The sequence below is a fragment of the Ruegeria sp. BJ6 genome, assembly GCF_056537885.1.
In genome coordinates this window covers 278,690-297,138 of the sequence record NZ_JBQFSG010000002.1, presented here as the reverse complement: position 1 = coordinate 297,138, position 18,449 = coordinate 278,690, and the positions used below count along the sequence as shown (strand labels likewise).

The 18,449-nt window shown below is 56.1% G+C and carries 21 protein-coding genes; 14 read left to right on the top strand and 7 right to left on the bottom strand.

The annotated features are described in order from the left end of the window. Positions 1–58: 58 nt before the first annotated feature. The 6 genes from ACR0D6_RS06750 to ACR0D6_RS06725 all read left to right on the top strand — a co-directional run bounded on the left by ACR0D6_RS06750 (position 59) and on the right by ACR0D6_RS06725 (position 5,532). On the top strand, positions 59–397 hold the full coding sequence (locus ACR0D6_RS06750) for a P-II family nitrogen regulator (RefSeq protein ID WP_170472761.1): 339 nt from the start codon (positions 59–61) through the stop codon (positions 395–397). 37 nt (positions 398–434) lie between these two features. After that, positions 435–1,841 carry a type I glutamate--ammonia ligase gene (gene glnA, locus ACR0D6_RS06745; RefSeq protein ID WP_480764943.1) on the top strand — a complete coding sequence of 469 codons (1,407 nt, stop codon included), beginning with the start codon at positions 435–437 and terminating at the stop codon, positions 1,839–1,841. 126 nt (positions 1,842–1,967) lie between these two features. After that, positions 1,968–2,615: an MSMEG_1061 family FMN-dependent PPOX-type flavoprotein gene (locus ACR0D6_RS06740; RefSeq protein WP_480449910.1), complete on the top strand. Its 648-nt coding sequence runs from the start codon at positions 1,968–1,970 to the stop codon at positions 2,613–2,615. 128 nt (positions 2,616–2,743) lie between these two features. Further along, positions 2,744–3,580, top strand: coding sequence for an amino acid ABC transporter substrate-binding protein (locus ACR0D6_RS06735; protein ID WP_480764942.1), 837 nt, complete (start codon positions 2,744–2,746; stop codon positions 3,578–3,580). A gap of 60 nt (positions 3,581–3,640) precedes the next feature. After that, positions 3,641–4,438 carry a lytic murein transglycosylase gene (locus ACR0D6_RS06730; protein ID WP_480764941.1) on the top strand — a complete coding sequence of 266 codons (798 nt, stop codon included), beginning with the start codon at positions 3,641–3,643 and terminating at the stop codon, positions 4,436–4,438. Positions 4,439–4,635: 197 nt separating this feature from the next. Then, a complete protein-coding gene (locus ACR0D6_RS06725) occupies positions 4,636–5,532 on the top strand; it encodes a hypothetical protein (RefSeq protein ID WP_480764940.1) in 897 nt (298 codons plus the stop codon). A gap of 34 nt (positions 5,533–5,566) precedes the next feature. Here ACR0D6_RS06725 and ACR0D6_RS06720 read toward each other — a convergent pair whose 3' ends face one another. Continuing rightward, positions 5,567–6,310 carry a heme-dependent oxidative N-demethylase family protein gene (locus ACR0D6_RS06720; protein ID WP_480764939.1) on the bottom strand — a complete coding sequence of 248 codons (744 nt, stop codon included), beginning with the start codon at positions 6,308–6,310 and terminating at the stop codon, positions 5,567–5,569. A 123-nt stretch (positions 6,311–6,433) separates the two neighbouring features. Between ACR0D6_RS06720 and dddP the strand changes: the two genes are divergently transcribed. After that, positions 6,434–7,774 (top strand): dimethylsulfonioproprionate lyase DddP, encoded by a 1,341-nt coding sequence (gene dddP / locus ACR0D6_RS06715; RefSeq protein ID WP_480764938.1) that lies wholly within the window; start codon positions 6,434–6,436, stop codon positions 7,772–7,774. 174 nt (positions 7,775–7,948) lie between these two features. Here dddP and ACR0D6_RS06710 read toward each other — a convergent pair whose 3' ends face one another. Continuing rightward, positions 7,949–8,833: an FkbM family methyltransferase gene (locus ACR0D6_RS06710; RefSeq protein WP_480764937.1), complete on the bottom strand. Its 885-nt coding sequence runs from the start codon at positions 8,831–8,833 to the stop codon at positions 7,949–7,951. Positions 8,834–9,195: 362 nt separating this feature from the next. Here ACR0D6_RS06710 and ACR0D6_RS06705 point away from each other — a divergent pair, with 362 nt between their 5' ends. Further along, entirely contained in the window at positions 9,196–10,410 is a 1,215-nt protein-coding gene (locus tag ACR0D6_RS06705; RefSeq protein ID WP_480764936.1) for a bifunctional alpha/beta hydrolase/OsmC family protein, read from the top strand. A gap of 22 nt (positions 10,411–10,432) precedes the next feature. On the opposite strand, the gene ACR0D6_RS06700 is transcribed toward ACR0D6_RS06705, so the two are convergent. From ACR0D6_RS06700 to ACR0D6_RS06685, 4 genes are all read right to left on the bottom strand, one after another. After that, complete coding sequence (locus ACR0D6_RS06700; RefSeq protein WP_480764935.1) at positions 10,433–10,780, bottom strand: hypothetical protein; 348 nt, start codon at positions 10,778–10,780, stop codon at positions 10,433–10,435. Between the two features lie 10 nt (positions 10,781–10,790). Continuing rightward, positions 10,791–11,351, bottom strand: a complete 561-nt coding sequence (locus tag ACR0D6_RS06695; protein WP_170651862.1) for a hypothetical protein — start codon at positions 11,349–11,351, stop codon at positions 10,791–10,793. A 63-nt stretch (positions 11,352–11,414) separates the two neighbouring features. Continuing rightward, entirely contained in the window at positions 11,415–11,885 is a 471-nt protein-coding gene (locus ACR0D6_RS06690; protein WP_480764934.1) for a DUF6314 family protein, read from the bottom strand. Further along, the gene (locus ACR0D6_RS06685; RefSeq protein ID WP_480764933.1) at positions 11,882–12,214 is read right to left on the bottom strand and encodes a hypothetical protein; all 333 of its coding nucleotides are present in this window, start codon (positions 12,212–12,214) and stop codon (positions 11,882–11,884) included. The genes ACR0D6_RS06690 and ACR0D6_RS06685 overlap by 4 nt, the downstream gene beginning before the upstream one ends. An 88-nt stretch (positions 12,215–12,302) precedes the next feature. Here ACR0D6_RS06685 and purB point away from each other — a divergent pair, with 88 nt between their 5' ends. The 6 genes from purB (at position 12,303) to ACR0D6_RS06655 (ending at position 17,634) form a co-directional block, all read left to right on the top strand. After that, entirely contained in the window at positions 12,303–13,607 is a 1,305-nt protein-coding gene (gene purB, locus ACR0D6_RS06680) for an adenylosuccinate lyase (RefSeq protein ID WP_480764932.1), read from the top strand. A 120-nt stretch (positions 13,608–13,727) separates the two neighbouring features. Further along, complete coding sequence (locus ACR0D6_RS06675; RefSeq protein WP_170651853.1) at positions 13,728–13,883, top strand: chitin-binding domain-containing protein; 156 nt, start codon at positions 13,728–13,730, stop codon at positions 13,881–13,883. Positions 13,884–13,988: 105 nt separating this feature from the next. Next, complete coding sequence (locus ACR0D6_RS06670; protein ID WP_480764931.1) at positions 13,989–14,537, top strand: tetratricopeptide repeat protein; 549 nt, start codon at positions 13,989–13,991, stop codon at positions 14,535–14,537. A 123-nt stretch (positions 14,538–14,660) separates the two neighbouring features. After that, a complete protein-coding gene (locus ACR0D6_RS06665) occupies positions 14,661–15,707 on the top strand; it encodes a flagellar motor switch protein FliG (RefSeq protein ID WP_480765243.1) in 1,047 nt (348 codons plus the stop codon). Positions 15,708–15,846: 139 nt separating this feature from the next. After that, a complete protein-coding gene (locus ACR0D6_RS06660; protein ID WP_480764930.1) occupies positions 15,847–16,701 on the top strand; it encodes a DMT family transporter in 855 nt (284 codons plus the stop codon). A gap of 9 nt (positions 16,702–16,710) precedes the next feature. After that, positions 16,711–17,634 carry a lysophospholipid acyltransferase family protein gene (locus ACR0D6_RS06655; protein ID WP_480764929.1) on the top strand — a complete coding sequence of 308 codons (924 nt, stop codon included), beginning with the start codon at positions 16,711–16,713 and terminating at the stop codon, positions 17,632–17,634. Here ACR0D6_RS06655 and ACR0D6_RS06650 read toward each other — a convergent pair whose 3' ends face one another. After that, positions 17,635–18,336, bottom strand: coding sequence for a DUF1223 domain-containing protein (locus ACR0D6_RS06650; protein WP_480764928.1), 702 nt, complete (start codon positions 18,334–18,336; stop codon positions 17,635–17,637). Between the last annotated feature and the right edge of the window lie 113 nt (positions 18,337–18,449).

Sequence of the window (18,449 nt, the reverse complement as noted above, 5' to 3'; positions counted from 1 at the left end):
GCCGCCTGATCTTAGACGTGATCATAGCCACTCTGACAACCATGCGAGGTGAGCCGGAATGAAAAAGATCGAAGCGATCATCAAGCCGTTCAAGCTGGACGAAGTAAAAGAGGCACTGCAGGACGTCGGCGTCCAGGGCCTCAGCGTGATCGAAGTCAAAGGCTTCGGCCGCCAGAAGGGACACACCGAACTGTATCGTGGTGCAGAATATGTCGTCGACTTCCTGCCCAAGGTTAAGGTCGAGGTCGTTCTGGACGACGATCAGGTCGATGCTGCCATCGACGCCATCGTTTCGGCGGCCAAAACCGACAAGATTGGCGACGGCAAGATTTTTGTCTCGCCCGTCGAACAAGCCATCCGTATCCGTACCGGCGAAACCGGCTCGGACGCGCTGTAACCCTATTACCGAATTCTCAAACAGAGGAATCAAGAGAATGAGCAAGGACGCAGTTCTTCAGCTGATCAAGGACGAAGACGCCGAATACGTCGACGTTCGTTTCACCGACCCGCGCGGCAAGCTGCAGCACGTGACCCTGATGGCCGATCAGGTCGATGAGGACTTTCTGGAAGAAGGCTTCATGTTCGACGGTTCGTCCATTGCGGGCTGGAAGTCGATCGAAGCATCGGACATGAAGCTGATGGTCGACACCGAAAGCGCCTATGTCGATCCTTTCTACGCGGAAAAAACCATCTGCGTGCACTGCTCGGTTGTCGAACCCGACACCGGCGAAGCCTACGAGCGTGACCCTCGCGGCACCGCCCAGAAAGCCGAAGCCTACCTGAAATCCTCGGGTATCGGCGACGTTGCCTACATGGGCCCCGAAGCCGAGTTTTTCCTGTTCGACGACGTTCGTTTCTCGAACTCGATCAACAAAGTTTCCTACGAAGTTGATGCGACCGACGCTTCGTGGAACACCGACACCGAATACGAGATGGGCAACATGGGCCATCGTCCGGGCGTCAAGGGCGGCTACTTCCCGGTCAACCCGATCGACGAAGCGCAGGACCTGCGTTCGGAAATGCTGTCGACCATGAAGCGTCTGGGTATGAAGGTCGACAAGCACCACCACGAGGTTGCGTCGTGCCAGCACGAGCTGGGCCTGATCTTCGACAGCCTGACCAAGCAGGCGGACGAGCTGCAGAAATACAAGTATGTCATCCACAACGTCGCACACGCCTACGGCAAATCGGCCACTTTCATGCCGAAGCCGATCGCAGGTGACAACGGTACCGGCATGCACGTGAACATGTCGATCTGGAAAGACGGCAAGCCGCTGTTCGCAGGCGACAAATATGCTGACCTGTCGGACGAGGCGCTGTACTTCATCGGTGGCGTTCTGAAGCACGCCAAGACGCTGAACGCCTTCACCAACCCGGCGACCAACAGCTACAAGCGCCTGATCCCGGGTTTTGAAGCCCCCGTTCTGCGCGCCTATTCGGCCCGTAACCGTTCGGGTTGTGTCCGTATTCCGTGGACCGAAAGCCCCAAAGCCAAGCGCGTCGAGGCCCGCTTCCCCGATCCGGCAGCAAACCCCTATCTGTGCTTTGCCGCTCTGCTGATGGCCGGTCTGGACGGCATCAAGAACAAGATCGATCCGGGCGAAGCCATGGACAAGAACCTGTACGATCTGCCCGCCGAAGAGCTGGCCGACATCCCAACCGTATGCGGCTCGCTGCGCGAGGCGCTGGAGGCACTGGCGTCGGATCACGACTTCCTGCTGCAGGGCGACGTGTTCACCAAAGACCAGATCGACGGCTACATCGCGCTGAAGATGGAAGAGGTCGAAACCTACGAACACACGCCGCACCCGGTTGAGTACGGTATGTACTACAGCTGCTGACGGACAGTAGTTCTCATTCAGAAAGGGCGCCGGTTCCGGCGCCCTTTTTTGTTATATGCCCCGGATTTGACATAACTATTCCCCCCGCACACACTTTCCCACGGGAAACAATTGCGGAACGGAACCATGGCGTCAGATGAAAATCCTTATGCCGGCTTCACGGATTTTGTAACGTCCAAAGAAGAACTCGAGGCCCTCTCAGGCCCGCCTCTTCCACAGATTATTGCCAAGGAACTTACTGCGCTCGACGGGATTTGCCGTGAGTTCATATCGCAGTCCCCGTTCTGCGTCATCGCGACCGCCAACACAGACGGACATATCGACGTTTCGCCCCGGGGCGATCCGCCGGGGTTTGTTCAGGTCCTGTCAGACACCCTTCTCGCCATTCCGGACCGGCCGGGAAACAAGCGTATGGACTCGTTTCATAACCTGTTGAGTGATCCCCGTGTTGGCATCCTGTTTCTTATTCCCGGCAAGCGCGAAACCCTGAGAATCCGGGGCAAGGCACGCTTGTGCAAAGACCCCAAGCTGCTTGAAACGATGGCCGTGAACAAGCGCAGCCCGAAACTGGCTTTGCTAATCCACGTGGAAACTGTCTTTGCCCATTGTCCGAAATGCATCATGCGCTCCAACCTCTGGCAGCCTGACAACTGGCCGGATGCATCGAATCTGGCCGACATGAACGAAACGATGATTAAACACGCAAAGATACCTTTGACTGCGGAGGAGTGGTTTGAGGAGCTTAAGCAAAAAGGCGAGCTTGATCTGTACTAGGCCGCGCGCATATTTGGCCGCGTAGTCTATTACGCAACGGCGCCTTTCGGGGAATTGGGAAATTGTCTTTATCCCTCGCCTTTGTGCAGGTACGCTTTGATTTGATTTCAACCTTATGGATAAGTTTCATGCGCCTTGTTTCCCTTGCCGCTTCGGCCCTTTTGTTTGCGTCGGCGGCGTCTGCCCAGACACTCGACAGGATCAAATCCAGCGGAGAGCTTAAGATCGGATTCCGCAGCGATGCGGCCCCAATGTCGTTTGTCGATGATACAGGGCGCCCGTCGGGTTATACCCCTTTGGTTTGTGACCGGCTTGCACAGGCAATTGCGGACAAACTGCAAATGGACGACCTCAAGGCCACGTTCCTGGTGGTTGAACCGACCGATCGTTTCGACAAAGTGGCATCAGGTGACATCGACTTGTTGTGCGGGGCTGCGACCATAACCCTGTCCCGACGGGAAAAAGTGGACTTTTCGATCCCTATATACGTTGACGGAACCGCGGTCCTTCTCCCCAAGGATGCCAGTTCGGATTTCAACCAGTTGGCCGGAAAAAAGATCGGTGTACGCAGTGGTACGACAACGGAAGAAGCCGTTGTAAATTCGTTCGGCGCAGCCGGGGTCGAGGCTGAGTTGCTTCGTTTTGCGTCTCATCCGGACGGCATCAACGCACTGGCGTCGGGTGAGATCGCGGCCTATTTCGGCGATCAATCCATTTTGATGTTCAACTATGCCGCCGCAGGCCTGACGCAGGATTTCAAGATCTCGCCCGAGATCATGACCATCGAGAAACACGGGATTGCATTGGCTAAGAACGACGCGGACTTCAGGCTGCTGATCGACACCGTTTTGTCTGAAATGTACGCCAATGGAACCATGGAAGAGATTTTTCGTACAATCCTACCGGGGGCCGAACCCGGGGCCGCGCTCAAAGCGCTTTATATAATCGCGCCCACCCTGCCCTGACGTCCTGCACCAACCCGCAGCCCTGCACCCCGGGGCTGCTAAAAATTGGAGGTCCACCTGATGCCGCGTCTGGCAATTCTGGTCACAAGTCTGGTCTTCGCGTCGACAACGGCGTTGTCGGCAGCCACCTGCGGGAACACCAGTGCCGGGTTCGAAGCCTGGAAAAAGGATTTTGCGAAACAGGCAAAAAAGTCAGGTGTCCGGAAAAAAGGACTACAGGCACTGGCTCAGACGTACTATGCGACCGGCACGATCGCGGCGGATCGCAATCAGAAAAGCTTCAAGTATTCACTGGACAAGTTCATGAAGGTGCGGGGCGCGGATGTGATCGTTGCTCAAGGTCGCAAACGCAAAGCCCGAAACCCGCAATTCTATGCAGCGCTGGAGCAGCAGTACGGTGTGCCGGCGGGCGTTCTGATCGCCATTCACGGCATGGAGACCGGGTTTGGAAACTTTATGGGCGACAGTCAGGTCGTTTCCGCAATCACAACACTGGCCTATGATTGTCGCCGTTCCGATTTCTTTGTTCCGCATGCCATAGGTGCCCTGAAACTTGTCGATCAGGGTAGCATTTCAATGGCGACAAAGGGGGCAAAGCATGGCGAACTGGGGCACACCCAGTTCCTACCGGGAAACGCCATAACGTATGGAGTAGACGCAACTGGGGATGGTCGGGTCGATTTTTACAACATGACCGACGCCCTGGCTTCGACCGCAAATTTCCTGCGCAAAAAGGGTTGGAAGCCCGGTCGCGGCTATCAGCCGGGGCAACCAAACTTCGCCGTTATCCAGCAATGGAACGCTGCGTCTGTCTATCAGAAATCGATTGCCATAATGGCGAGTCGGATCGATGGATAGAGCGCTGCAGTTTGGCCAACGTCAGCCCAATTTCCGCCACAAACTCGCCACAGAAACCCATTTGGGCCAATTGTTTCTTAGTTTCCAATACGTAATCAATAGGCGAAATTTCTAAGAATATTTCATTTTCGTCAAATTTTCTCCCTTTTCGTGGCTTAGCGTATTAGCTCAGAATTCATGCATCAGAGGTATGCGCTGTGACTCCTAAGAACAGATACCACGGTGGTCTTCAATTCAGCGGCGAGGATGAAGGCGCGTTGACACGCCTGTCGGAAATTGTCGCCGCAACTCTGGAAGACTATGGCCATCTGGTTGAGCGCAAAAACATTCTGAGCAAAACCGAGGCAAGTATCGTATCGAGTCAGTATCTGGTGCGCCTGTGTCTGGACACCAACATGTTCGAACCCAAGGATCGACATGAATGTCTGGACCGGGCGGCGGGCCTTAAGACCGAAACCCACGCACCGCAGGGTCGGAACAGGAACCGGCTGGTCATTTCCATGGCCCCCGTTTCGGAATTGCTGGATGACAGCGAGGTTTCCGAACTGATGCTCGTCGTCATGTTGTACCGGATGGTCGACATTTGTTCGTCGCAGCGCGTGGAATGGCTGTCCCCCAACACTGTTCTGACGATTGAACAATTCATGAGCGCGTTCGACTCGCTCACCCCAAGTCGCCAACGGAACCGCAAACAGATTTTTGAAACTGTGAACGGCCCTTTTGCCGGAGCGGAAGTTCCAAGCCAACCAGAGCCGGAAACCGATACCCCGGCCGTAATCAGGGACACCGTCCGCCCAATCAAGCTGACAGACGAGCAGTTGCTGAGCATCGCATTCAGAAAAGATGCCGAAGAACATCAGGAAGAACCAGATGACGGCAAGTTGCAGCGCGATATTCAACGTTTGACCAGTTGGGGAATGACTGGTGTGGTCGCCTCTCTCTCGGCGCCCGTGGCCCTGTCGATGGCAGCCGTGAATCTGATCCGTGGTGAGGATTTCCGCCTCAATACTCAGGTGCTGGCCTACACTGCGGCAATCGTGATGCTGCAAACAAGCGGTGCATTGGCCGATGTCAGTGCAGCTTTAGGCATGTAAGAATTTAAACGACCCCTCCTTGGAGGCCCCGCCATCAGGCGGGGTTTTCCATTTTAGGCAAGGCGTCTTCGGTTAAGACGTAGGTATGGATCGAAAAAACCACGGCCTGGGTTTGAGGTAGCCTCAGCAGACATTGGCGCTCACTGCGCAGATAACCTGCCCTTTCGCGGTCGCGGACAAGGCGTGGATCGGTAAAGCTGCGGGGCTGATGCAGTTCTGCATCCTCGTACCAAAGGGCATTGAATCGCCAAAGCGGCTGACCGACCCGAATGCCATCGAACAGCCGTTGAACGCGTCTTGCGATGTTTTCGTCATAGTCATCCACCGTGTCGTGAATGCCCATCAGCGGGCGCATGAACTTTTCCGACAGTCGCCAACTGGCGGGAAAGCACAGTATAGCGCCCGTCAGAACATGCTCGTCACCCTGCTTTTGCAGGATGCAGAAATCTTCCTGCACCAGCCTGCACAGGGTATCCAGCGGCTTTGCATGATCAACCTCGACGACAACGCCGTCAGGGCGCAACGCCTGATCGCGCGCCTGTGGGTAGTTCAAGCCCAGAACCAGATCCAGCAATTCCCGGGCAGCTGGTACAGCGCCATCATCCAATGCCAGTACGTCGGCACGCCTTTGCGCCAACAGAGATTCTCGTTTTCGCATTTGCTGGGCAAAAGCATCGTCCTGATGCAGCCACGTTTCCATCGAGGCGGGCTGAATTCCCGGCAATGGGCGCAAAACCAACGGGTTGTAGGGGATCGAATTCTGCAAAATGTCCGTCATGAATCCCGATTATCATCATCGCACGTCCGTGTCGGTCAAAAAGCGACCTCGCCGGGGTCGCAAACCTCAGAGACGTGGCGCCTTGCTGCACGCACCCTTGCCCTGCAAGCAGGGAGGCAAGCCGTGAACCATCATTATCGTGACAGCCGAAAGATTGATCCAACCCGCGGCCAGACACTCGGCGACGGGACACCGAACGACAATAACCGTATCGAGATCGGCCCGACTCAGCTTGCCTTTTCAGAATGGGCGGAGGCCGGGCTGGAACTGCCCAACCTGGAGCGGATGCGCGAACATCGCTGGAAACGGCTGACAAAAGCCATCATCGACCGTGGATACGGCGGCTTGCTGATGTTCGATCCGCTGAACATCCGCTATGCCACCGACAGCACCAATATGCAGCTTTGGAACACGCACAATCCTTTCCGGGCCGTATTGTTGTGCGCCGACGGATACATGGTGATCTGGGATTACAAGAACTCTCCCTTCCTAACCAAATTCAACCCGCTTGTACGCGAGCAGCGATCCGGTGCGGACCTGTTCTATTTTGATCGGGGCGACAAGGTTGATGTGCAGGCAGACGTCTTTTCGAACGAAGTGCGAATGCTGATGCAGGAACATGCATCGGGAAACATGCGTCTGGCGGTCGACAAGGTCATGCTGCACGGTCTGCGCGCGCTTGAAGCGCAGGGGTTCGAGATCATGGAGGGCGAAGAGGTCACGGAAAAGACCCGCGCGATAAAGGGGGCGGATGAGATTTTGGCGATGCGCTGCGCTCACCACGCCTGTGAAACTGCCGTGGCCGAGATGGAGAAATTTGCCCGCGCCAATGTGGGTGATGGCAAGACGTCAGAAGATGACATCTGGGCCGTTCTGCATGCTGAAAATATAAGGCGCGGCGGTGAATGGATTGAAACCCGCCTGCTGGCGTCAGGACAGCGCACCAATCCATGGTTTCAGGAATGCGGCCCCCGGATCACCCGGAAGAACGAGATCATCGCCTTTGACACCGATCTGATCGGATCTTACGGCATCTGCATAGACATTTCGCGAACTTGGTGGATTGGTGACAAAAAACCGCGCGCGGACATGATCTATGCCATGTGCCATGCGCATGAACATATCATGACCAACATGGAAATGCTCAGACCCGGCGTGACGATTCCTGAGTTGACCGCCAACACCCACAAACTGGACGATAAATTTCAGGACCAGAAATACGGCTGCCTGATGCACGGTGTTGGCCTGTGTGATGAATGGCCGCTGGTTGCCTATCCGGATAACGCCGTGGCCGGTGCCTACGACTATGCGCTGGAACCGGGAATGGTTCTGTGTGTCGAGGCCTGCGTCGGCGAAGTGGGCGGCGATTTTTCGATCAAGCTGGAAGATCAGGTTCTGATTACCGAAGACGGGTATGAAAACCTGACGACCTATCCGTTCGACAAGGCTCTAATGGGTGAGTGAGGGCCCTATCTTATTGCCGTGTTTCGCATCCGGGCTGACATCGCCTAATTATCGCACAAAGGCCGCAAGCGATCATTTGCGGTCTTTGAGCACAGGCACAGTTGTCTCGAAATTGCGATGATCGCCAGATGTGATGCATCAGAAGCCAAAACCTGTCAGCACGTATGGAAATGATCAGCTTCGCTTTACCTGCTCCGGCAACAGATCAATATACTTCGCGGCATCTTCCTCTGTAACACAGCCCCTGTCGCACAGAATCTCCAGGCACTTGAGCGCAAGATCGTAGCATTCGATCAGAGCGTCAGCGGCAATACAAAGTTTGAAAATCTGGTTGTCGCTGAACGCGTTTGGTGCCGACAGATCCTTAATATACACCACGTCTCCATCAATGGCCTGAGCGCCGCGTTTGGCTTGAGAAATCTCCTTCAGAAACCTACTGTTTATAGGCATAGCCTTGGTGAAACGGGTCGTTAGGTAGGAAAACCCCAAACTCCTCATGAAAGTATCAATTTCGCCAAACATTGGCTCACCCTGATACAGTCGCAGGTATCTGACTTCGGGAATGATCATGATCGCATTTTGTAAAACGCGCTTTCCGCTAATGATGATTTCGCGTTCAACACCTTGAACATCTATTTTCAGGACATCCCCGTCTTTGAGCCCCTGGACCTCATCCATACGTTGCAATTCAACTTCGATCTCGCCAATTTTCCTAAGCGCACGTTTCAGCCGCCCCAGATATCGCAACGACGGCTCAAAAGGTCTGAGTACCGAGGTGAACCCAGGTGAAAGATATAAGTTAAGGCTCCTGAATGTACCGTCGCCGAGTGCCGCGCAGAAGTATTCAGCGTTATCAGGCTTGTTTTGCATGAGTTTCTCGAACTCATGCGGGCTTGGCTCAAACGCTGACAGCGTGCAAAGCCGGGCCTCAAGAAGTTCCTTGTAAAGAGGCGTTTCCGAAGGCCTAGCCCCGACATCAATTACATGCGGGATTTCGCCTTGCCTAAAACTATCGACAAGGTGCGTCCAGCGGACGGCATTATTGTTTTTCAGTTGCACTATGCACTTCTTTCGCTGGTCTCACTGCGGATGTTTGGCGGCCAGGCGCATAAGGTCACGCGCCGAAGATATTGATCGAATGCCCGCCCGTTGGCCTTGCCTGGGCTATTTCAACCCTCGTGAATGCACAAACTCATGTTCTTCGGCCGGAAGCGCCTATTAGCAACCACCCTAATCCTGACTGAGCTTACCCAAATGCCGTTTAAGTGAAAGGCGAAAATCTGCAGCACACCAAACAGATACCCAATTCAATTTCAGCAGGAAGGACTGTTAACTGTAACCTCCGCGTGATCGTCCTGACACAAGGGTTGAGACGTGTCGGCACCTGCCCCACTGTACAGATATTCACCAAGGACAAAGACATGCCCACCGAAAGAATATCTTTTGCCGGACACGATGGCAGCCAACTGGCGGCCCGGTTAGACATGCCGGACGGCCCGGTTCTGGCAACCGCGCTCTTTGCGCATTGCTTTACCTGTTCCAAGGACATTCCCGCCGCCCGCCGTATCTCTGCACGACTCGCGGCAATGGGAATCGCCGTTTTGCGTTTTGATTTCACAGGATTGGGCCATTCGGAAGGCGAATTCGCCAACACGACGTTCACATCGAATGTCGAGGATCTGATTGCCGCAGCACAGTACCTTGCTGGCAGAAATCTGGCTCCTGCTTTGCTGATTGGCCATTCGCTTGGCGGAGCAGCGGTTTTGAGGGCGCGGGCCGGTATCCCTTCGGTCAAGGCAGTTGTCACCCTTGGCGCCCCTGCCGACCCCGGCCATGTCACGCATCACTTTGAAAAGGCAATCCCACAGATCGAGACCGAGGGCTCTGCCGAGGTCATGCTGGGCGGTCGACCGTTCCGCGTTGGCAAAGCATTTGTAGACGACATTTCAGAAACCGCGCTAACGCCTGCCATTGCAGAGTTGAAGGCGGCCCTGCTGGTACTGCACGCCCCGCGTGACGAGACCGTTAGCATTGACAATGCCAGCACGATCTTTCTGGCAGCGAAACACCCAAAAAGCTTTGTCACGCTTGATGACGCCGATCATCTGATCACGCGCAGCGCCGACGCAGATTACGCTGCCGAAGTAATCGCCGCCTGGGTATCGCGATATGTAAAGCTGTCGCCACCAGCCCCGCCCCCTGGTGCACCGGAAGGTGTTGTGCGCGTGACCGAGGCCGACCCCAACGGATTCCTTCAGGACGTGCAATCAGGGCCAAAACACCATGCTGTTGCGGATGAGCCTATTTCATACGGCGGAACCAATCAGGGCATGTCGCCATATGGTTTTGTTTCGGCCGGACTGGGGGCTTGTACCTCGATGACGATCCGCATGTACGCTCGGCGTAAAGGCTGGCCCCTGCATGGTGTCAGCGTCGATGTCTGTCACAACAAGGTGCATGCACAGGATGCGGGTCTGGTTGGCGAGAACAAGATTGACCATTTCCGTCGCAAAATCAGGCTGACAGGTCCTTTGGACGATACGCAAAAGGCCAAGTTGCTTGAAATCGCCGACAAGTGCCCGGTTCACCGGACACTTGAAGCAACCGCACATGTGACAACTGAGCTACTCAGCTAAGTATGCCACCGCTATCCGCCGGTCACCCCCGTCTGGGTGCGGGCCGGTGGATCGGAGGACGCGCTGCAGGTGGCCGCGCGACCGGTGGTCGTGGCCGTGCCGGAGGCTTGGAAATCGGCGGTTTGGTATGCGGTGGATTGGGCCGGTCGGGACGGTTTGGGCGATCGGGACGGTTCGGACGATCAACGTCAATATCCACATCCACATCGCGATGGTAATAGTCGTTCCAAAGCATTGAGTCGTAGAACGGGTCATAATACCCGGTCCCTACCCCCACCCCTACGCTTACACCGTCGCAGCCGGTCAGGATCATGGCCCCGCCGCCAAGCCCGAGAACAAGGGTTGCCCGTTTCAGTAATTTGCGCGCCATCTCACCCTCCTCAGTTCGCGGCCCGGAATGACGCGAACACAGCGTTCAGGTCATTCACGAATTCCGGGTTGGCATCATCGCGCATTACCGTCACCGCAACCGCGACTCGGTTTCGCGGCAGATCGATGACCGTAGCGGTGAAATTCACCCCGCGTCCGTCACGCCGCCCTGTGCCCCGAACTACCCGGGCTGGCAGACCACCGATCCTCACGTTGGAGTCGCTGGAAATCTGAGGGTCCTTCACAAGAAACTTGTCGATATCCGCGAGATAGCCAAATCCTCCATCAATCGTTGCCACGCCTGCAGGTGAGACAAAGCCCATCCAGACGCTGTCGTCGGAAACCGGGCGTATCCCCATCACCCGGCTGACCGCTCGCGGATCCTCCAGTTCGGTATCTTCGATCTCGCGAATACCACCGGTACGCAGCAGCCAGAAATCAGGAACGTCGAACCGGAACAAGGCCCGGCCTGCATCTGTATAGGTCACCGGAGTGTCTGCGAATGCGGGAAGTGACGTGCCCAGAACAAGGGCCGCAATCGCGGCCAGAGAAGACTTTGATAACAAGCGCATATCTAAATAGCCTAATGATTGATCCGGCTCAGATTGGACAAAACGAACAAGGCTTGTCCAGTACTACTGGCCGAACGATGAGTTTTTCGGGTGCGGGAACCCGGTCAGCGCATGCAAAAACGAATAACGGGTGTGCATTTCGTAGGATTTGTCTGGCCCGGATACCACCCAGCGAACCGACCATTGAGGCCATTGGGAAAAGTCGTAACTTGCGTGATATTTGTCAGGCGGGCAGTCGTGGTGGTCGTTGATACGCTTTTGCCCAAGCGCTAGCCGGTGAAAATACCGTCCATCCTCGAAATGAACGGCGATCTGGCCCTGATCGGTGCGCCACAAATATTTGCGCGTTCCCCTGATCGCGGGTTGTCCGGGTATATGCAGCGTAACCGCTTCGCGGTAGCAAAGCCCCTCTTCATCCGGCGCCCACTCGGCAGTGCCCTCAGCATGCAGCGTCTGTGCGGCCTTTGCATCCTGGATAACTCGGCTCAGCCGCCACTGGCCTTGAAAATCAAACAGGCTAGCAGGTTTGATCACTTAGAATAAACACCTTCGGTAATGTCGCCGCCTGATCCAACAAACCGGATCACATCCCCCTGCCGTTCCACAGTATAGCAGGCCCACAAATCCGACGGCGGCCAGACCGAGCAATACTGATCATCCCGCACCGCCCATTGGCCAGAACTGGGCCCGCCCGAAAAATATTGGGTATACATTGACGCATCAAAAGTCTGGGATGCACCGTTGTTGTATTCCAGCCTCTGCCCCGAAAGCGCATCAAGTATCTCGGCACCAGTCAGGGTTTGGAACTCTTCCGCTGCCAGAACGCCCGGTAAAACCGCAAAAATCAGGGCAAACAGTCTCATCCCCACTCTCCTGCCTTGTCCGTTGGGTCACACGAGTCTATGACCCGCGCCAACGCCTCATGCCAATCACAAAAAGGTGCTGCTGCCAATGATCCCCCGCTATTCCCGCCCCGAGATGGTCGCCATCTGGTCGCCCGAGACCAAATTCCGCATCTGGTATGAAATCGAGGCGCACGCTTGCGACGCCATGGCCGATCTGGGTGTCATCCCGCGCGAGAATGCCGAGGCCGTCTGGAAGGCCAAGGATGTCGAGTTCGACGTGGCCCGCATTGATGAGATCGAGGCCGTCACCAAGCACGACGTCATCGCGTTCCTGACCCACCTGGCCGAACATGTCGGCAGTGACGAGGCACGTTTTGTCCATCAGGGCATGACCAGCTCGGACGTTCTGGACACTTGTTTCAATGTTCAGCTGACCCGCGCTGCCGACATTCTGATCGCCGACATGGAAGGTCTGCTGGCCGCCCTGAAGCGCCGCGCATACGAGCATAAGGATACCATCCGCATCGGTCGTAGCCACGGCATCCATGCCGAGCCAACCACGATGGGTCTGACTTTTGCCCGCTTCTATGCCGAAATGGACCGCAACCTGAACCGTCTGAAAAAGGCACGGATGGAGATTGCCACCGGCGCGATCAGCGGCGCGGTTGGTACCTTTGCCAATATCGACCCCCGTGTCGAAGAACATGTCTGCGAAAAGCTGGGGCTAGAGCCGGAGCCGATCAGCACTCAGGTTATCCCGCGCGACCGCCATGCAGCCTTCTTTGCCGCCCTCGGCGTTGTTGCCTCTTCGATCGAAAACGTCGCCATCGAAATCCGCCACATGCAGCGGACTGAGGTATTGGAAGCCGAAGAGTTTTTCTCGAAGGGTCAAAAGGGTTCGTCGGCTATGCCGCACAAACGTAACCCTGTTCTGACCGAAAACCTGACCGGCCTCGCCCGGCTGGTACGCATGGCAGTAGTTCCGGCGATGGAAAACGTGGCACTCTGGCACGAGCGTGACATCAGCCATAGCTCGGTCGAGCGCAATATCGGCCCCGACGCCACCATCACGCTGGACTTTGCACTGGCGCGCCTGACCAGCGTGATCGACAAGCTGGTCGTCTATCCCGACAACATGATCGCCAACATGAACAAGTTCCGCGGTCTGGTTATGTCGCAGCGGGTTCTGCTGGCCCTGACACAGGCCGGTGTAAGCCGCGAAGACGCCTATCGCCTGGTTCAGCGCAATGCCATGAAGGTCTGGGAAGAAGGTAAGGACTTTAAAACAGAACTGCTGGGCGATGCCGAAGTAACCGCAGCTCTGAGCGTCGAAGAAATCGAAGAAAAATTCGACCTCGGCTATCACACCAAGCACGTGGACACGATTTTCTCTCGTGTTTTTGGCGACTAAGCCAGATCTTCTCAGGTAGAATTATATCGACCGGGCCGCTATTTTCGGCCCGGTCTTTGCTTTTGCCCGACTCGCGGAAAATCTCTATACTGGATGCAGCATTCAGACAGGAGAACCGCGATGACCATCAGGACGCTTCTCTGCTCGTTGATACTGGGGCTGACCGCCTCGGCGGCATTGGCTTGCAGTTCACATCAGAAACAGGCCCAGTCCTGTATTCCCGGCACAATCTGGGACAGCGAAAGCCAAAGCTGCGTGAAAGAGGTCAACAGCTGAACCGGACCTCACCGAACTTTGAAAAGAAGCGGGTCAATTGTGGCTCGCTTTTTCGCTGACCACGCTATGCTTTCACAGGATGAGATTTTTCAACGGAGTGCTCAGATGCGCCTTTTGCTTGCGACTGCAATTGCCCTTCAGTCCTTTGCCTTTACCCCTCTTGCGGTCCACGCCGCCGGTAGTGCTGACAACAACCCACCGAAACCAACCAATACAACCCGCAAGTGCCTGTTCGGACGGGTTTGGGATGCGGGTGCGGGGAAGTGCGTCAAACCCAACAAGACAAACTTTACCGATGACGAGCTATATGACGCGGTGCGGGAACTGGCCTATGATGGGCAGTATGATCATGCGCAGGATGTCCTGCGCGTCATGAGCGATCAGAATGATGATCGGGTACTGACATACTGGGGCTTTACGTACCGCAAAATGGGCGAGCTGGAGCTGGCGAATGTGTTCTATGAAAAAGCCATCGCCGCAAATCCCGACAACATTCTGGCCCGCAGCTACATGGCGCAAGGCTTTGTGGCCGAAGGGAAAACCGATCAGGCCATTGCCCAGTGGCGCGAGATCAAGACCCGTGGCGGCGAAGGGACTTGGGCCGAAACCTCGCTACGCGAGGCGATCAGGACAGGGCTGACTTACAGCTATTGAACTTCAGGGTTTCTTTACCAGCCGCCGCATACTCTGCCTGCGCAACGTTCGGAAGATTGGCAGCGCAGGCAGATGGCAAAAAACAATGCACTTGTTCAGATTTCTCCGGGTGATCCGGCGCCTATGGCTGACCGGAACGACGGTCCCGCGGCGCTGATCCCCCGACAACTTTCAGGCCGAGAAAAGGCAGCCGTAGTTGTGCGCCTGTTGCTGAATGAGGGCGCGGATATTCCGCTGGAAGAATTGCCCGACGCATTGCAGGAACGTCTGACACAACAGATGGGCCGTATGGGTTTGATCGACAGGGCAACACTCGGCTCCGTCGCACAGGAATTCGCCGAGGCGCTGGACAGTGTCGGCCTGTCCTTTCCGCATGGCCTTGCCGGGGCATTGGACACGATGACCGGAAAAATTGCGCCTTCCACGGCGGCGCGCCTTCGCAAGGAAGCTGGCGTTCGTCAGATCGGCGATCCATGGCAGCGCATTCGCGAGTTGGAACCGGATGAGCTTGGCGCGATAGTTCAGGCAGAAAGCACCGAAGTTTCCGCTGTCATTCTGTCAAAACTGGACACCGCCAAGGCGGCACAGCTTTTGCAGCAGCTTCCCGGCCCGGTTGCCCGGCGCATTACGTTTGCAGTTTCCAAGACCGGCAATGTCACACCGGATGCCGTTGACAGAATCGGCTGGTCGCTGGCCTCGCAACTGGATCAAAGGCCGATACCCGCCTTCAAGGACGCACCCGGTGCCCGCGTTGGTGCGATACTGAATCAGTCGCCGTCGGCAACACGCGATGGTCTATTGAACGCACTTGACGAAGAAGATGCGGATTTTGCCAATACCGTAAGGCGATCCATCTTTACCTTCGCACACATTCCGTCCCGCATCGTACCCCGTGACATCCCCACCATTCTGCGCGCGGTCGATCAGGTGGCTTTGGTGACTGCTCTGGCCGGAGCGGTAGCGGAAGGCGATGCAAGGGCCGCAGAATTCATGCTGGCCAACATGTCGACGCGCATGGCCGACAACCTGCGGGAAGAGATCGGGGAACGCGGCAAGATCAAGCAGACTGATGCCGAACAAGCCATGGCCAGCATCGTTGGCGTCATTCGCGGGCTGGTCGACGAAGGCGCAATAGCCCTCGCCGAAGTAGATGAGGAAGGGGCCGGTTAGTACGTTTCTGCCGGTATTTTCTCAATCCCGGATCGTTGCGGATTTCATCGGTGTTACCGATGGACAGTCCGGGGTTAGTCAGAATAACTGACGTCATGAAATTTGTTTTTGCTCTCACCGCTTGCACCGATCGCTTTTCATGAGTGCAGCAGCCAACCGATCCATTGTATACATGGTTCTGGCCATCCTGTGCTTTACCCTGATGGATGCGTCAGTCAAAGCGCTGGTACCGCAAACCGGTGTCCTGTCCGCCCTGTGGGTTCGATACACGGGTCAGATGGCCGTTGTCGTTGTTTTGGTTTTGCCGCGATTGCACAATGTGGTGCGAACGAACTATCCAATGCTGCAATTTCTACGATCACTACTGTTGATGGGCGCAACAGGTTTCTTTTTTCTGGGGCTCAGCTTAATTCCGCTGACCGATGCCTCGGCGCTTATGTCGATAAATCCGGTACTGATCACATTGGGTGCGGCATTGTTTCTGGGTGAGCATCTGGGTCCGCGCCGCATTGCAGGGATCGTTTTTGCGGTCATCGGTGCGGCCATCATCTTGCGACCCGGTGCTGGTGTCTTTCAACCTGCTGCATTGTATCCCGTGGGGGCCGCAATATGTTACTCGGCCTATGCCCTGCTGACCCGCCGCGTCGGACCTGACGAAGATCCATGGACGTCGCTTTTCTATACCGGGCTGGTTGGCACCGTGCTGCTAAGCATGATCGCACCCACGCAATGGCAGCACCCGACTGCATCAGGATGGGTACTGATGGTTTGTGTGGCTGGATTTGGAACCATTGGCCAGATGATGCTCATCCGAGCTTTCAGTCTGGGCGAGGCTGCGATGCTGGCCCCATATGCCTATTCCGGACTTGCATTTGCCGCGATCTGGAGTGCGGTGTTCTTTCACGAGTATCCGGATATCTGGACGATATGCGGCACGCTTGTGATCGTCGGAGCGGGTCTGTATGTCTGGCACCGCGAAACGCAAACCCGGTGAGTATCCCCAATGCCCGTCGAAAAATCGGAACTGAGCCGCTTTGAGCTTGGCAAATACTATGTCGCAAATCTGTGCCTGAAGGGCGTGATCGGCGGGATGCGCCTGTTGCCATACGACCGGCGTATTGCCGCTATGGGTGCGATCATGCGAACACTCGCGCCTGTTGTGGGCTTTAACAAACGGGTGCGTCGCAATCTGAAACTCACCTGCCCGGACCTGCCCGAGACTGAGGTTGACCGCATCTGCCGGGCGGTGCCGGATAATGCTGGCCGCGCCATCATGGAGCACTTCTCGCCCGAGGGCTTCACCGAGAGACAGAGCAACGCCAAGATCTCGGGCCCCGGAATCAAGGCCTTCGACGAGGCCTGTGAAGCCGGAAAACCCATCATGATGATCACGGCGCATTTCGGGCACTATCTGGCCGCACGGGTTGCACTGCAGGCCCGTAGCAACAAGCCGATTGGCTGTCTTTATCGCAGGATGGCAAACCCCTATTTCAACGACATGTATGTCGATGCCTTCTACAAGACCGGCGAACCGATGTTTGAACAAGGCCGCCGGGGCATGATGGAGATGGTTCGGTCACTGAAAAAGGGTGGGATCATCGCCATTGTTTCGGACCTGCATGCCCATGGCGGCGAGGAACTGACATTTTTTGGCAAACCGGCCGTGACATCGGTTCTGAACGCGGAACTGGCCATCAAGTACAAGGCGGTGATGATCCCGTGTTATGCCGTGCGTCAGCCAAACGGCATCGACTTTGAAATCGTCCTGCACGAGCCGGTGCCGCATACCGACGCCAGCACAATGACCCAGTTCACCAATGATGATCTTGAGGCCATGGTGCGCAAGAACATGGGCCAATGGTTCTGGATTCACCGCCGCTGGAAAGCGTGGGGCGGCCTGGGTGTCCGGCCCGAGGATATGCCCTGATCATTCGGCCCGGGCGGCGGCAACAATCGGGCCATACCCTGCACTCTGAACCAGAACCGCCGCAGGCAGTTCCGAGGTCAGCGTAGCCGACAATGTCAAAGGCTCGGCACCGTTCCATTTTCCGACAGACTGCCAGGATTCCACGACATTGGCATAGTTCAGGTCATGACCAGCCAGCTCACCCCGTTTGATCGAGGCATGGCGCATCGGTGAATATTGCACGACCTGAATGTCATACGCTCCATTTAAAGCAGCCAATGCCGGTTTCACCTCTATGACAAGGTCATTGCCGGTGCGGGCCACATCGACCTTCGCGGCGGGGCTATCGGCTAGATGCTTGGCAATCAGGCTCGACAGTTGCGCCGCTTTGGCCCCAACCACATCTTCCTGACCGTTGATGATCATCTGCGGCGTGTAGATCATGGTGCGTCCACCTTCGCGCGCATAGGCCCGTTGGCGCTTTGCATGGGACGGATCCGCATACTCGTCTTTCCAGCCGATGTAGTCCCAGTAATCCACGTGCAGCGCGAGGCCGATCACATCCTCCCGTTTGGCGAGGTCATGCATCAGTGCATCCGCTGGCGGACAGGAGGAGCATCCCTGAGACGTAAACAACTCGACCACGACCAGGTTGTCATCGGCGATTGCGGATGACGCGAAAAAGGCAGAAAGAAACAGGGCCGTAGCGCTTGACTTGAACATATTGAGCCTCGAATTGATGCTGTGCCACTCTGGTTTAAACACTCTGCGGTTCAACAGCCAATCAAGGTTTCTTGAAACCTTTGCAGCACAAATCGGCAGAAATGTGTGCAATG

Bases quoted from the DNA above. Each gene is read 5' to 3' on its own strand.
- ACR0D6_RS06660 (WP_480764930.1), top strand. From the start codon at position 15,847: ATGAGTGCAGCAGCCAACCGATCCATTGTATACATGGTTCTGGCCATC.
- ACR0D6_RS06670 (WP_480764931.1), top strand. From the start codon at position 13,989: ATGCGCCTTTTGCTTGCGACTGCAATTGCCCTTCAGTCCTTTGCCTTT.
- glnA (WP_480764943.1), top strand. From the start codon at position 435: ATGAGCAAGGACGCAGTTCTTCAGCTGATCAAGGACGAAGACGCCGAA.
- ACR0D6_RS06735 (WP_480764942.1), top strand. From the start codon at position 2,744: ATGCGCCTTGTTTCCCTTGCCGCTTCGGCCCTTTTGTTTGCGTCGGCG.
- ACR0D6_RS06705 (WP_480764936.1), top strand. From the start codon at position 9,196: ATGCCCACCGAAAGAATATCTTTTGCCGGACACGATGGCAGCCAACTG.
- ACR0D6_RS06700 (WP_480764935.1), bottom strand. From the start codon at position 10,780: ATGGCGCGCAAATTACTGAAACGGGCAACCCTTGTTCTCGGGCTTGGC.
- ACR0D6_RS06685 (WP_480764933.1), bottom strand. From the start codon at position 12,214: ATGAGACTGTTTGCCCTGATTTTTGCGGTTTTACCGGGCGTTCTGGCA.
- purB (WP_480764932.1), top strand. From the start codon at position 12,303: ATGATCCCCCGCTATTCCCGCCCCGAGATGGTCGCCATCTGGTCGCCC.
- ACR0D6_RS06740 (WP_480449910.1), top strand. From the start codon at position 1,968: ATGGCGTCAGATGAAAATCCTTATGCCGGCTTCACGGATTTTGTAACG.
- ACR0D6_RS06750 (WP_170472761.1), top strand. From the start codon at position 59: ATGAAAAAGATCGAAGCGATCATCAAGCCGTTCAAGCTGGACGAAGTA.
- ACR0D6_RS06720 (WP_480764939.1), bottom strand. From the start codon at position 6,310: ATGACGGACATTTTGCAGAATTCGATCCCCTACAACCCGTTGGTTTTG.
- ACR0D6_RS06655 (WP_480764929.1), top strand. From the start codon at position 16,711: ATGCCCGTCGAAAAATCGGAACTGAGCCGCTTTGAGCTTGGCAAATAC.
- ACR0D6_RS06665 (WP_480765243.1), top strand. From the start codon at position 14,661: ATGGCTGACCGGAACGACGGTCCCGCGGCGCTGATCCCCCGACAACTT.
- ACR0D6_RS06675 (WP_170651853.1), top strand. From the start codon at position 13,728: ATGACCATCAGGACGCTTCTCTGCTCGTTGATACTGGGGCTGACCGCC.
- ACR0D6_RS06650 (WP_480764928.1), bottom strand. From the start codon at position 18,336: ATGTTCAAGTCAAGCGCTACGGCCCTGTTTCTTTCTGCCTTTTTCGCG.
- ACR0D6_RS06730 (WP_480764941.1), top strand. From the start codon at position 3,641: ATGCCGCGTCTGGCAATTCTGGTCACAAGTCTGGTCTTCGCGTCGACA.
- ACR0D6_RS06695 (WP_170651862.1), bottom strand. From the start codon at position 11,351: ATGCGCTTGTTATCAAAGTCTTCTCTGGCCGCGATTGCGGCCCTTGTT.